General features: G+C 64.0%; 16 protein-coding genes. 13 read left to right on the forward strand and 3 right to left on the reverse strand.

Features of this window, described 5'->3' with window-relative positions; genetic code table 11:
- Positions 1-155 precede the first annotated feature (155 nt).
- Positions 156-1,298 carry an acyl-CoA dehydrogenase family protein gene (locus tag CH305_RS00005; RefSeq protein WP_037155591.1) on the reverse strand — a complete coding sequence of 381 codons (1,143 nt, stop codon included), beginning with the start codon at positions 1,296-1,298 and terminating at the stop codon, positions 156-158.
- Positions 1,299-1,393: 95 nt separating this feature from the next.
- On the opposite strand from CH305_RS00005, the gene CH305_RS00010 reads away from it, so the two are divergent.
- From CH305_RS00010 to CH305_RS00035, 6 genes are all read left to right on the forward strand, one after another.
- Entirely contained in the window at positions 1,394-1,975 is a 582-nt protein-coding gene (locus CH305_RS00010; protein ID WP_230592549.1) for a TetR/AcrR family transcriptional regulator, read from the forward strand.
- An 81-nt stretch (positions 1,976-2,056) separates the two neighbouring features.
- Positions 2,057-3,076, forward strand: a complete 1,020-nt coding sequence (locus CH305_RS00015; RefSeq protein WP_094701881.1) for an LLM class flavin-dependent oxidoreductase — start codon at positions 2,057-2,059, stop codon at positions 3,074-3,076.
- Between the two features lie 84 nt (positions 3,077-3,160).
- Complete coding sequence (locus CH305_RS00020; protein WP_052058828.1) at positions 3,161-3,967, forward strand: transglutaminase family protein; 807 nt, start codon at positions 3,161-3,163, stop codon at positions 3,965-3,967.
- A gap of 117 nt (positions 3,968-4,084) precedes the next feature.
- A complete protein-coding gene (locus CH305_RS00025; protein ID WP_027495724.1) occupies positions 4,085-4,255 on the forward strand; it encodes a CsbD family protein in 171 nt (56 codons plus the stop codon).
- A 91-nt stretch (positions 4,256-4,346) separates the two neighbouring features.
- Entirely contained in the window at positions 4,347-4,604 is a 258-nt protein-coding gene (locus CH305_RS00030) for a lipopolysaccharide assembly protein LapA domain-containing protein (RefSeq protein ID WP_032377157.1), read from the forward strand.
- 28 nt (positions 4,605-4,632) lie between these two features.
- Positions 4,633-4,860: a hypothetical protein gene (locus tag CH305_RS00035; RefSeq protein WP_094701883.1), complete on the forward strand. Its 228-nt coding sequence runs from the start codon at positions 4,633-4,635 to the stop codon at positions 4,858-4,860.
- Positions 4,861-4,924: 64 nt separating this feature from the next.
- Here CH305_RS00035 and CH305_RS00040 read toward each other — a convergent pair whose 3' ends face one another.
- Positions 4,925-5,230: a membrane protein gene (locus CH305_RS00040; RefSeq protein ID WP_037155585.1), complete on the reverse strand. Its 306-nt coding sequence runs from the start codon at positions 5,228-5,230 to the stop codon at positions 4,925-4,927.
- A gap of 103 nt (positions 5,231-5,333) precedes the next feature.
- On the reverse strand, positions 5,334-6,125 hold the full coding sequence (thiD, locus tag CH305_RS00045; RefSeq protein ID WP_032404113.1) for a bifunctional hydroxymethylpyrimidine kinase/phosphomethylpyrimidine kinase: 792 nt from the start codon (positions 6,123-6,125) through the stop codon (positions 5,334-5,336).
- A gap of 210 nt (positions 6,126-6,335) precedes the next feature.
- Between thiD and CH305_RS00050 the strand changes: the two genes are divergently transcribed.
- From CH305_RS00050 to CH305_RS00080, 7 genes are all read left to right on the forward strand, one after another.
- Positions 6,336-6,773, forward strand: coding sequence for an SRPBCC family protein (locus CH305_RS00050; RefSeq protein ID WP_094701885.1), 438 nt, complete (start codon positions 6,336-6,338; stop codon positions 6,771-6,773).
- Positions 6,770-8,089 (forward strand): APC family permease, encoded by a 1,320-nt coding sequence (locus tag CH305_RS00055; RefSeq protein WP_256983398.1) that lies wholly within the window; start codon positions 6,770-6,772, stop codon positions 8,087-8,089. Before CH305_RS00050 ends, CH305_RS00055 begins: the two co-directional genes overlap by 4 nt.
- Positions 8,086-9,678, forward strand: a complete 1,593-nt coding sequence (locus CH305_RS00060; protein ID WP_094701889.1) for an NAD(P)/FAD-dependent oxidoreductase — start codon at positions 8,086-8,088, stop codon at positions 9,676-9,678. Before CH305_RS00055 ends, CH305_RS00060 begins: the two co-directional genes overlap by 4 nt.
- Positions 9,679-9,835: 157 nt before the next feature.
- The gene (locus CH305_RS00065; protein ID WP_052077734.1) at positions 9,836-10,192 is read left to right on the forward strand and encodes an STAS domain-containing protein; all 357 of its coding nucleotides are present in this window, start codon (positions 9,836-9,838) and stop codon (positions 10,190-10,192) included.
- A gap of 31 nt (positions 10,193-10,223) precedes the next feature.
- On the forward strand, positions 10,224-10,613 hold the full coding sequence (locus CH305_RS00070) for an STAS domain-containing protein (protein WP_032404116.1): 390 nt from the start codon (positions 10,224-10,226) through the stop codon (positions 10,611-10,613).
- A gap of 28 nt (positions 10,614-10,641) precedes the next feature.
- Positions 10,642-11,094, forward strand: a complete 453-nt coding sequence (locus CH305_RS00075) for an ATP-binding protein (RefSeq protein ID WP_037155579.1) — start codon at positions 10,642-10,644, stop codon at positions 11,092-11,094.
- 15 nt (positions 11,095-11,109) lie between these two features.
- Positions 11,110-12,378, forward strand: a complete 1,269-nt coding sequence (locus CH305_RS00080) for a PP2C family protein-serine/threonine phosphatase (RefSeq protein WP_094701891.1) — start codon at positions 11,110-11,112, stop codon at positions 12,376-12,378.
- Positions 12,379-12,390 lie beyond the last annotated feature (12 nt).

The following is a 12,390-nucleotide window of genomic DNA, read 5'->3' on the forward strand; positions in this document are numbered from 1 at the left end:
TGGACCCGCTCCACCGCCGCCTCACCCGAGGGATGCTCCGCACCCGCGAGACGTTTACGAAGATCGGCCAATTTACCCGCAGTGGTATGGATATCGGGTTCGGTTGTCGTCATGCAGATGTCCCCTACGTTGTGTGAAAAGCCGGGTACGGATCGTCAGTTGCTTGCGAGCGATCGCGCGATGACCAGACGTTGAATCTGGTTGGTGCCCTCGAAGATCTGGGTGATCTTGGCGTCGCGCATGTATCGCTCGACGCGGAAATCCCTGGTGTAGCCGTAACCGCCGAACACCTGAACTGCATCGGTGGTCACCTTCATGGCTGCGTCCGTGGCGATCAGTTTTGCGACGGAAGCATTGCGGGAGTACGGAAGTCCTGCGTCCCGGCGGCGGGCCGCATCGAGATAGGTAGCGCGGGCGGAATCGACCGCAGCCGCCATGTCCGCCAGTACGAAGCCCAGCCCCTGATGGTCGATGATCTTCTTGCCGAACGCAGTGCGCTCCTGGGCGTACTTCACTGCATCGTCGAGTGCTGCCTGGGCGATTCCTACTGCGACAGCAGCAATTCCGAGCCTTCCGGCGTCCAGCGCACTGAAGGCGATCTGCAGCCCTTGGCCCTCCGCTCCGATTCGCCATTCGGTGGGTACGTGCACGTTGTCGTAGTGCGCGGAGGTCGTCGGGATCGCATGCAACCCCATCTTCTCCTCGGGCTTACCGAAGCTCAACCCCTCGGTTCCGTTCGGAACGAGGAAGCACGAGATCCCCTTCGAGCCTTCTCCGGTGCGGGCGAAGAGGTTGTAGAAATCAGCCACACCGCCGTGCGTGATCCAGGCCTTCGATCCGTTCACCGTGTAGCCACCGTCGGTCGCGGCGGCCTTGCAACTCAGCGCCGCTGCGTCGGAACCGGCCTGGGCCTCGGACAGCGAGTACGCACCGATCTGTCCGCCGCCGAGCATGCCGGGGAGCTTGTCTTCCTTCTGCTGATCGGTTCCGAACGCCATCATGGGATAGCAGGCCAGACCGTGCACGCTCACCGCCACTGCAACTGCGGCCCAACGTGATGCCAACTCTTCGAGAACCTGCAGGTAGACCTCGTACGGCTGGCCGCCACCGCCCCACTCTTCGGCGTACGGCAGGCTCAGCAGACCCGCCTCGCCCAGTGTCGCGAACACCCCGTCCGGGTAGGTCTCATGGCGTTCGTGTTCGTCGACGATCGGGTCGAGTACCTTGTCCGCCACATCTCGGGTGAGCGCTATGAGGTCACGTGCTTCAGCGGTGGGCAACAGGCGATCGACGGGCACGGACAACCTCCGGGACTTTTCAGCATCAGTACTGCAGGGTGATCCGCAGTACTGATGCACAGTACTGCACAAGTCGATGCAGTACCATCCTTGATGTGAACGCACCCGTGACCTCGCACGCCACGGCGCGCCGTTCCGAGCTCTTCGACCAACTCGTGAGTCTGTTCTTGGCCGAGGGATTCGCACACCTGACACTCGACACCATCGCGGCACGGCTTCGCTGCTCCAAGTCCACCCTCTACACCCTGGCGTCCAGCAAGGATCAGCTGGTCGGCGCAGCTACAGTGCACTACTTCAAGTCCATGACCACCCAGGTCGAAAATGCGGTCGCCGAGGTGGACGGCACCCGCAATCGCATCACCACCTACCTCACCGCCGTCGGTGCTGCTCTGGAATCGGCATCCGAACAGTTCATGACCGATCTGGCATCGCTCGAGTCGGCGCGTTCGGTGTACGAGCGCAACACCGCAATCGCCGCACGACGCGTCCAGGAGTTGATCAGCGAAGGAGTTGCCAGTGGCGAGGTACGTGACGTGCACGCGGCCTTCGTCGGCGACGTCGCGTCCTCGGTCATGGTCCGAATTCAGACGCGAGAAGTGTTCCGATTGACCGGCCTGAGTGACGGAGATGCGTATCTCGAACTAGCGAAATTGCTGACCGCTGGAATCGGCGCGTAGCAGCGGAGTCGGGAATGAAACCACCCCGACACGTGCTGAAGTACAGTGAATATGGTTGATCCTTCAACGAAAGAGCACGTGATGAAGAAGATCGGATTCCTGTCCTTCGGTCATTGGTCCCCGTCCCCGCAGTCACAGACGCGATCGGCGTCGGATGTACTGCTGCAGTCGATCGACCTCGCGGTGGCGGCCGAAGAACTCGGGGCCGACGGCGCGTACTACCGCGTGCACCACTTCGCCAACCAGCTTGCCTCTCCGTTTCCGCTGCTCGCAGCCGTGGGGGCCAGAACGAGCACCATCGAAATCGGTACCGGCGTCATCGACATGCGCTACGAGAATCCTTTCTACATGGCCGAGGATTCCGGCTCTGCCGACCTCATCTCGGGCGGGCGGTTGCAACTCGGGGTGAGCCGAGGATCGCCCGAACAGGTCATCGAGGGTTACCGGTACTTCGGATACTCCCCCGCGGAGGGCTCCGATCATGCAGACATGGCTCGCGAGCACACCCGCATCTACCTCGATCTCCTGGAAGGCAAGGGCTTCGCTCAACCGAACCCGCGGCCGATGTTCCCCAACCCGCCCGGCCTGCTGCGCCTCGAACCTCACGCACCGGGTCTGCGCCAACGCATCTGGTGGGGTGCAGGCACCCGCGAGACGGCCGAGTGGACAGCACGCCAGGGCATGAACTTGATGAGCTCGACCCTGCTGAGCGAAGACACCGGAGTGCCCTTCCATCAGTTGCAAGCCGAGCAGATCGAACGTTTTCACAAGACGTGGAGCGACGCAGGCCACGACTTCGCTCCTCGAACGTCCGTGAGTCGCAGCATCTTTCCGATTGTGAGCGACCTGGATCGCGCCTACTTCGGACGGGAGGGAAGCGGCGACGACCAAGTCGGCTACCTCGACGGCGGCAAGGCCCGGTTCGGCAAGACCTACGCAGGTGAGCCCGACCGACTGATCGAAGAACTCGCCGCAGACGAGGCGATCGCCGCCGCGGACACCCTCCTGCTCACCGTTCCGAATCAGTTGGGCGTCGATTACTGCGCTCACGTGGTGGAGACACTGCTCCGCGACGTGGCCCCCTCACTGGGGTGGCGCTGATCACTCCATGACGAGGCGCGATTGGTTTCGGTGGATACGGGTACTGGCAGCAGGTTCACCCACCACCACCTGCCAGGAGTTCCAGTGCTCAAACGCGACGTATCCGCGCGCCTCGATGTAGACATCACCGCAGCCACCACACTCGAATTCCAGATCGCGATTGCTCCGCACCCGGGCACGACGGTCACCGAATCACTGTCCTTCGTCCTCGACGGCAAACCCATCGAGGCAAAGGAAGTGAGCGGGCCGCACGGCAACCGGATTCACGTCATGCCCGCCGATGTCGGCAACCTTCAGGTCTCGTACGACGCCACGATTCTGGGTAACACCACCCCGGCACCGGTCACCGACTACGACATGTCGCTCTATCTGCGACCGAGTCGGTACGCCGAGGCCGACAAGTTCTACGGTTTCGCCGCCACCGAATTCGGCGACTACGCGGACTCCGAGGAACTGCTGGCGAAGATTTCCGCGTGGGTCGGCGCTCGGCTGAGTTACGTTCCGGGAAGCAGTGATCCGATCGACGGTGCTGTCGACACGTTGCTCGCCGGACAGGGCGTCTGCCGGGACTACTCGCACCTCGTGGTCGCCATGCTGCGTGCGGTCAACGTTCCGGCCCGCCTGGTGGCGGTGTACGCGCCCGGCTGCGATCCGATGGACTTCCATGCTGTCGCCGAGGCGTTCGTGGGCGGCCAATGGCGTGTTGTCGATGCCACCTGCCTCGCCCCCCGCTCCACGTTGGTGCGAATCTCCGTCGGTCGCGATGCTGCCGACACCGCATTCCTGGACAACCACAAGGGTGCCATCACGTTGAACAGTTCCGTGGTCACCGCCGTGGTCGACGGTGAGCTCCCCCAGGACGACATCACCGAGCTGGTCTCCCTCACCTGATCTTTCGACCGAACGCCACCGCGATATGAGCTACATCACAGCGACGTTTGTTTTCGCGCGCGAAAACCGACTATCTATCCGTTACCAACATTCACAGCCACCTGAAAGGCGAACACCATGAGCTTCATCGACAAGGCCAAGAACGCAGCAGAAGACGCCATCGGCAAGGCGAAGGAAGTTGTGGGCGACGCCACGAACAACAAGGACCTCGAGGCCGAGGGCAAGAAGGATCAGGGTTCGGCAGGCGTGAAGAAGGTCGGCGAGAACATCAAGGACACCTTCAAGTAACCACCCCAGCTCATCGAGTGCCGCCGATCTCGATGATCGGCGGCACTTGCACTTCATCCCACTTTTCACACCGGAGAACGGAAAACCCCTCATGACCACATCGACCGACACCACGACCACCAAGCGCCGCGGCGGATTCGCCTCGAAGCTCGCCCTGCTGATCACGCTCGTACTGGTCGCCGCACTGGTGATCTTCGTACTGCAGAACACCGTGCACACCACGATCAACTTCCTGGGCTGGAACTTCGATCTCGGCCAAGGAGTCTCGCTGCTCGGCGCAGCCGTGGTCGGTGCCGTCATCACGCTGACCGCTACCGCCGCGCTGAAGGTTCGACGCGCAGTCCGCTGACCGACTCCCACACGAAAGGATCCTTCCGATGCTTCCCTTGCTGGCACGCAAGTACCTGTACCGCTACCTCATCGTCGCGATCGGGCTTCCCATCCTCGCTCGCGCGTTCGCCTTCGCCGGGCAAAGCCTCGAAAAGCGGACGGGGAAAGACAACTTCGTGTCGAAGGGACTGAAGTCGGCCGGCAGATTTGCGCAGAAACGGGCCGACAAGTCGCAGGGCAAGAAGGAACGCAAGTCTCAGCACACCCTGCGCTAGGCCCGCCGACGAGTACGTCGACCGGTTGTACCGGCCGTGAAGGCGCCGGTCGAGGTCGAGTCGATCAATGTCCAGCCGGGTCGGTCAGCGACTTGCCTTCCTGAGCCTTGACGCGCTTGCGCTCCAGGAGAACGAGGGCAATCCCGGCCACGAGCAGAACCGGCGCGGCAATTGCCCCGATCCACACCCACCCGGTGAATCCGTACCCTGCCGCGGTGAGAGTGAGGCCGAGGCTCACTAAAGCGACTCCGATGCAGATGTAGCCCGGCCAGTTGCGGGTGTCGACGATTGCCTCACCCGCGTGGCCGCGGGTCGTCCGATCGTCGTCGGTTGCCCCGGCGTCGGATTCGCTCGTGTTCTCGTCTGCCATGTGGATCCTCTCCGGATACGGACCGTTCGTCCCATTCGAGACGAACCGTCCACGTCGGCTGCCCGCTGGACCTCGGCGGTAAACCTGACGTCGGATCGGACGGTCAGTCGTGCCAACTCACAGCAGCGAACGGAGCACGGCTCGCGAGCCGGCCGACGATGCCGGCGTGCGCGAAGTTCTTGGCCGTCGCCACGGCGTCCAGCACGTCCGCGCCCTTGGCCAACTCCGCGGTGATGGCTGCGGCGAATACGCAGCCCGCACCCGACACACGTTCTTCGCCCACTTTGGAAGCACGGAGCACGGTGAGGTCGGACCCGTCGTAGACGACATCGACGGCCTCGCCGCCGGGCAGCCCGGCACCACCCTTGACCACCACGTAGCGAGGTCCGAGGTCGGCGATTCTCTTCGCGGCCTCGCCGAGCTCGTCTACGGTGGTGATCTCGTCCATCCCGGACAGCGTCTGCGCCTCGAACAGGTTCGGGGTGATCACGGTGGCCAGCGGAAGAATCTCGCGCCGGAGCGCATTGTCGGTGTCGAGCGCGGCACCGGGCTCCTGGCCTTTGCAGATCAACACCGGATCGACCACAACGTGCCGCCACGACTGCCGACGCAACGAGTCGGCCACCGTGTCGACGGTGTCCGGGGTACCGAGCATGCCGATCTTGACGACATCGAGATCGTGTGCGGCAGTGGCGACTTCGATCTGATCGGCGATGACCGACCTGTCGATGGGAACGAATCGATGACCCCAGCCGGACTTCGGATCGAACGACACGATGCAGGTGATCGTTCCGACGCCGTACACCCCGAGCCGCTCGAATGTCTTGAGGTCTGCCTGCAGACCGGCACCGCCGGTAGCTTCCGAACCTGCAATGACATACGCGATTGTCGACATGCACTCAGTATGACAATCCTGGATCGCCCGTGAATCAGGTGGTCGACATCCGATTGGGTCCGGCTGTTTCGGGGCATACGTCGAATTCGGTTCGGCTCACCGAGCGACCGACGACACCGCGCAGCACATCGACTTCGAGCCCAGGAGTAGCGGAGCACGATCGCTGATCGTGCAATCACGCCCAACGACCAGAGTCCCGGAGGCCGAACAGTGCCCACCAGCAGGAACACGACAGCCAGTTGCGACGACGTATGGGACGTTCTCGCCAACGGATGGAGCTACGCGACATGGGTTGTCGGTGCTTCCCGAATTCGCGCCGTCGACGGCAACTGGCCCGCTGCCGGAAGCTCGATCCATCATTCGGTCGGCACCTGGCCCGCGGTACTCAGTGACGTGACCCGGTCGGTGGGAATGCACGCCGGTCGTGAACTCCAGCTGGAGGCGCGTGCACTGCCGTTCGGAAAGGCGTCGATCACAGTGCGGTTGCACCCGATCCACACCGGATGCCGCATCGAGATCATCGAACATGCGATCACAGCACCGTTCGACCTGGTGCCGGACCGTATACAACATATTCTCGCGCATCCACGCAACGCCGAGGCTTTGCGCAGACTTGCACTCCTGGCCGAGCGGTCCACCGCGCCGTGACCAACACTCCACTGCGACAAGCAGTCTCGGGGAGAATGTTGTTCGTATTCATTCTCGGCGACGTGCTCGGTGCCGGAATCTACGCTCTCGTCGGCGAGATCGCGGGTGAGGTCGGCGGAGCCATTTGGCTTCCCATGCTCGTCGCCCTGCTGATGGCGCTGCTCACCGCTGCCTCGTATGCGGAGTTGGTCACCAAGTACCCACGAGCAGGCGGCGCAGCCGTGTTCGCGCAACAGGCGTACGGAAAACCTCTCGTGTCGTTCCTGGTCGGATTTTCGATGCTCGCCGCAGGCGTCACCAGTGCCGCCGGGCTTGCGCTTGCCTTCTCGGGCGATTACCTGGGCGTGTTCCTCGACGTGCCGGCCGTCCCCGCCGCAGTGGTCTTCTTACTGCTGGTCGGGTTGCTCAACGCGCGTGGAATCACCGAATCTCTCCGGGCCAACCTCGTCATGACAGTGGTCGAGGTGTCCGGACTGGTGGTCGTCATCGCCCTTGCCGGACTCGTACTGAGCCGCGGGGACGGCGTGCCGTCGCGCGTCCTCGAATTCACCGACGAGACAACCCCGACGCTGGCCGTGCTCGGGGCGGCCCTGCTCGCGTTCTACTCGTTCGTGGGCTTCGAGACCTCGGCGAACATCGCCGAGGAAGTCGAGGACGTGCGCCGGGTCTACCCACGAGCCCTGCTGGGCGCCGTCACGGCGGCCGGTGTGGTGTACGTGCTGGTCGGGCTCGCAGTCTCGACCGTCGTGCCTGCCGACAAGCTGTCGGAATCGACAGGCCCACTGCTCGAGGTCGTCGCCGCCGCAGACGCCGGCATCCCGCCGTGGGTGTTCAGCCTCGTCGCGCTCGTCGCGGTCGCCAACGGCGCGTTGCTGACGATGATCATGGCGTCGCGACTGACGTTCGGGATGGCGCGCGACGGTCTGCTCCCCGGAGCGCTGGCCAAGGTTCTCCCCGGACGCAAGACACCGTGGACTGCCATCGTGGCCACCACCGTCGTCGCAATGGTTCTCTGCACAACCGGATCTGTTGCGGCACTGGCCGAAACCGTGGTGCTGCTACTGCTGTTCGTCTTCGTCAGCACCAACGTCGCAGTGCTCGTGCTACGCCGCGATCGCGCAGACACCGACCATTTCCGAACGCCCACAGCACTTCCCGTTCTCGCGCTGATCACCTGCGCTGTACTGCTGACCCAACAGTCGGCGCCAACGTGGCTGCGCGCCGGACTGCTCCTCGCGGTGGGGGTCGCACTGTACGTCGTCGGTACAGTCCTGACCAGGAAGACCACGACCGAGCAGAGGAGCACTTCCCGATGACCACCACCGAAGTCGACGCGATTGTCATCGGCAGCGGTCACAACGGGTTGGTAGCGGCCGCAGCGATGGCCGACGCAGGCTGGGACGTGGTGGTCCTCGAAGCCGCCGAGCACCCAGGCGGTGCCGTGCGCAGTGCCGAGCTCGTTCCGGGTTTCACCAGCGACCTCTTCAGCGCCTTCTACCCGATGGCGCTCGCATCGCCTGCCATGACCGCACTCGAGCTCGAACGACACGGGTTGCAGTGGTCGCACTCCCCTGCGGTGTACGGCCATGCACGGTCGGCACAGGACACCGACGCTCCGGTCGTCCATCACGACGTCGAGACCACGGCCGCGCTGCTGTCCGAACACGACGCGCGAGACGGCGATACCTGGCTGCGACTCTTCGAGCAGTGGGAACGCATTCGTAAGCCGCTCCTCGATTCACTGTTCGGACCGTTTCCGCCCGTGGCACCCGCAGCACGGTTGGTCCGCACCCTCGGCGTACCGGAGACGCTGCGTTTCGTTCGATTCGCGGCGCTACCGGCCCGGGTGATGGCTCACGAGCTGTTCCACAGCGAAGCTGCGCGTTGCTTGCTGCTCGGCAATGCCATGCACGGCGACGTGCCGACCGACGCCCCCGTGAGCGGAATGATGGGCTACCTGCTCACGATGCTCGCGCAGGACGTCGGCTACCCCGCCCCGGTCGGTGGATCATCGGCGCTGACCGGCGCTCTGATTCGCCGAGGGGCCGCATCGGGTGCCGCGCTCGAATGCGGACAGCTGGTCGAATCGATCGACGTTCGCGGCGGTCGCGCGCGTGCGGTGCACACGGCGGCCGGAGACACGTTCCGTGCGCGCAGGGCAATCGTCGCCGATGTATCGGCACCGGCACTGTACGGCTCACTGCTTCCGTTCGACGCAGTTCCGCGTCGAGTGCACGACGACCTGCGCACCTTCGAGTGGGACACCCCGGTAGTGAAGGTCAACTACGCCCTCGATCATCGAATACGCTGGAACTCACCGTCTTTGGCGGATGCAGGCACAGTTCACCTCGGTGCCGACGACAACGGCCTCGTCCACTGGGCCGCCGACCTCACCACCGGAGTTCTCCCACAGAGCCCGTTCATGCTGTTCGGCCAGATGACCACTGCCGATCGAAGCAGGTCGCCGGAAGGTACCGAAAGCGCATGGGCCTACACCCATCTACCGAGAGGCGTCGTCGACGATGCCGCGGCCGACACCGTTGCCGACCGTGTGGACAGAGTTCTCGATGCTCATGCACCGGGATTTCTGGATTCGATCGTCGGCCGGGTCGTGCAGCGACCGAGCGATCTGCACGGTGCCGATCCCAACCTGTACGGCGGCGCAGTGAACGGTGGGACCGCACAGCTTCAGCAGCAGTTGATATTTCGACCGACTCCGGGGCTGGGACGGTCGGAAACTCCCGTCGAGGGTCTGTTCCTCGGTTCTGCATCGGCGCACCCCGGTGGCGGGGTACACGGAGCAGCAGGCCTGAACGCTGCTCGGGCAGCGCTCGGGCAGCGCGGCGTGCGAGGCTGGATGAAGAAGAAGGTCACCAGTTCGCTCATAGAGCTGCTGGCCAGGTGACGGCGTTACCGAACCGAGACTTGTCGTTACCGATTCGTGATCTGCGGCAGAGCCTTCCGCAACTACGCACTGACATTGTTGAAAGCACAACAACTCAGCGTCTCGCACCGCACGGGCACACCGATCGGAGCGAGCGCTTCGGGGAAGAGGTAAGGACATGCTGACGAGCACTGCAACCATGGAACGCTCCCTCCGCGACGACGAAGGCGTCTTCCGACTCGAGACAGTTCGCACTTCCGACGGCCTCGACACACTGCGCGCATTCGGCGAGCTGGACATGTCCACTCGTGCCGAATTCGTCCACAGCCTCGACTGCCTCGCGTCCACGTCGGATCGGGTGGTGGTCGATCTGTCGCAGGTGTCGTTCATGTATTCGGGTGTGGCCAATGCGATCGTCGATGCGACGTACGCGCATCCGGGCAAGATCGCCGTATTCGCACCTGCACGATCGGTTCGTATGGTTCTGGACGTGCTCGGTGCCGGCGGGTTGTTGATCGACAGTTTCCGGTCGTGAATCGCACTCGATAACAGGTAACGTCGCAGACATGTCAGAGGAGCCGACCGGAGGGCCGTTCGAGATCGTGTCGGCTGCGCACGACTCGACAACCGTACTCACTGTTCGAGGGGAATTGGACCTCGACACCATCCCCACGCTGTCTGCCACGGCGTTTCCTGCGGCCGACACCGCCAAGGGGGGCCTGGTCGTGGACTTGACCGATGTGAGTTTCCTGTCGTCGAGCGCGATCACAGTGTTGGTGCGCGTGTGCGATCGACTGCCGGACGCCTCGCGCATGGCGTTGGTTGCGGTGAACGGCGTCGTCGTTCGGCCCGTGCAGCTCAGCGGAATCGATCGCGTGATGGCCACGTTCACCACCGTTCCTGACGCCGTTGCGCACGTGCAGTCGTCGACTCGCAGCGGCGAGGCCGACCGATGACACCACATCCCCGGTCGGAGCGTAGATCGTGACCGAGAGCAATTCGGGGTCAGCCCCTCTGCGTTGGAGTCACACAGCCCAGGCCGAGCCGACGACGGCAACCACGCTTCGTCGGCGGCTGCGCGGCTGGGTGCTCGAACTCGGAGTGAACAGCGCTCTGGTGGACGACATCGTGCTCGGGGTCTACGAGGCGCTCGCCAACGTCGTCGAACATGCCTATCGCGCGTCCCCCGAAATCGGAACGATGACGATCACCGCGGCGTACGACCACGAGACGCTCACCGTGACCGTCTCCGACACCGGAACGTGGCACCCACCGACACCGACGACCACTCGTAGCCACGGCCTGCAGTTGGCCGCCGCAGTATCGGACGAGCTGTCGGTCGATCATCGACCCGGTCTCGGCACGGTCGTGACCGTCGCGTGGAGCAAGCCGCTCGCCGCGGCCCGCCCCAGCGGGTCATCCCACCGCGCGACCTGATCAGGAGGAGTACCCATGACCGCTTCGGCTGCCGAACTACTCGCCTCTGCGCCCTGCGGAGTGTTCTCGGTCGACGTCGCCAGCGGCAGAATTCTGTACGCGAACGTGGCCGCCTCTCGAATCACCGCCCGCAGCCGTGACTCGCTGGAGGGAACCCCCGTCGCAGACCTCTTCGGTACCGAATTCGCGCCGGTGCTGGCCGGCCTGCTCGACGCTGCATCCACATCCGATTCGGACGTGCCGATCGGGACTGCAGCCCAGCTGACCGGCGCGCCGGGGCGAGCGTCGTCCACTGCGGTGTCCGTGCTGGCGAACAGACTTCGTTCGGAGTCGGGCGCGATGACCGTCACGATGACGCTGCACAACGAGACGGAACGCCGAGTGCGCGAGCAGGATCTCGTCGACGCCCGTATTTATGCCGAGGCGGCTCAGGACGATGCCGAAGCAGCCCTCGATCGATCCCAGGATGCGCTGGGAGCATCGGAGCAAGCCCGAAAGTTGGCCGAGGCCGAACGGACTCAGGTACAGATCTTGGCGTCGACGCTTCAGCGGACTCTGCTACCACCGATCCTCTCCGCTCCGACCGGCATGAACGTCGCAGCCCACTATCACCCCGCGTCCCTCGATGAAGTCGGTGGTGATTTCTACGATGTGTTTCCACTCGACAAAGACACGTGGGGCTTCTTTCTCGGTGACGTGAGCGGTAAGGGTGCCGGTGCCGCCGCCGTCACGTCACTGACCCGGTACACCTTGCGGGCCGCGGCAGTGTTCGACCGCAACCCGATCTCGGTGTTGGAGAACCTCAACACCGTTCTGCATCACGAGTTTCACGGCGACGACCCGAGGTTCTGCACGGTGGTGTTCGGCACCATCACTCCGCAACCGAACGGCGCGGTGGTGCACCTCGCAAGCGGCGGGCATCCACCTGCGATACGCGTAACCCACGACGCTGCAGTCGATTTCGTCGACACCACCGGTGGGCAGCTCGTCGGTGCCCTGTCCGAACCCCACTTCGAGTCGGCATCGGTGACGCTGCGGGCCGGTGACGTCATGGCGTTCTACACCGATGGCCTGACCGAAGCGATCGTGGGGCCCGGCCGAACTCGCTTCGACGACAACGGCAACCTCGAGACCTTCGTCGCCGAGATGGGGCCCACCACTGCTCCGAAGATCGTCGACGACCTCACCACCCTGCTGGCGTCGTTCGGAGACGGACTTCACGACGACGTGGCTCTGCTCGCCTTCGACGTCCCACTTCCCGACACAGACTCTGTCGAGGCGTAGTTGTCGCGGAGG

This window comes from Rhodococcus sp. 15-649-2-2 (assembly GCF_002258645.1).
Lineage (GTDB): Bacteria > Actinomycetota > Actinomycetes > Mycobacteriales > Mycobacteriaceae > Rhodococcoides.

Excerpts from the sequence above, each read along its gene's own strand:
- CH305_RS00015 (WP_094701881.1), top strand. The coding sequence starts at position 2,057 with ATGAAGAAGATCGGATTCCTGTCCTTCGGTCATTGGTCCCCGTCCCCG.
- CH305_RS00025 (WP_027495724.1), top strand. The coding sequence starts at position 4,085 with ATGAGCTTCATCGACAAGGCCAAGAACGCAGCAGAAGACGCCATCGGC.
- CH305_RS00030 (WP_032377157.1), top strand. The coding sequence starts at position 4,347 with ATGACCACATCGACCGACACCACGACCACCAAGCGCCGCGGCGGATTC.
- CH305_RS00035 (WP_094701883.1), top strand. The coding sequence starts at position 4,633 with ATGCTTCCCTTGCTGGCACGCAAGTACCTGTACCGCTACCTCATCGTC.
- CH305_RS00040 (WP_037155585.1), bottom strand. The coding sequence starts at position 5,230 with ATGGCAGACGAGAACACGAGCGAATCCGACGCCGGGGCAACCGACGAC.
- thiD (WP_032404113.1), bottom strand. The coding sequence starts at position 6,125 with ATGTCGACAATCGCGTATGTCATTGCAGGTTCGGAAGCTACCGGCGGT.
- CH305_RS00060 (WP_094701889.1), top strand. The coding sequence starts at position 8,086 with ATGACCACCACCGAAGTCGACGCGATTGTCATCGGCAGCGGTCACAAC.
- CH305_RS00065 (WP_052077734.1), top strand. The coding sequence starts at position 9,836 with ATGCTGACGAGCACTGCAACCATGGAACGCTCCCTCCGCGACGACGAA.
- CH305_RS00070 (WP_032404116.1), top strand. The coding sequence starts at position 10,224 with ATGTCAGAGGAGCCGACCGGAGGGCCGTTCGAGATCGTGTCGGCTGCG.
- CH305_RS00080 (WP_094701891.1), top strand. The coding sequence starts at position 11,110 with ATGACCGCTTCGGCTGCCGAACTACTCGCCTCTGCGCCCTGCGGAGTG.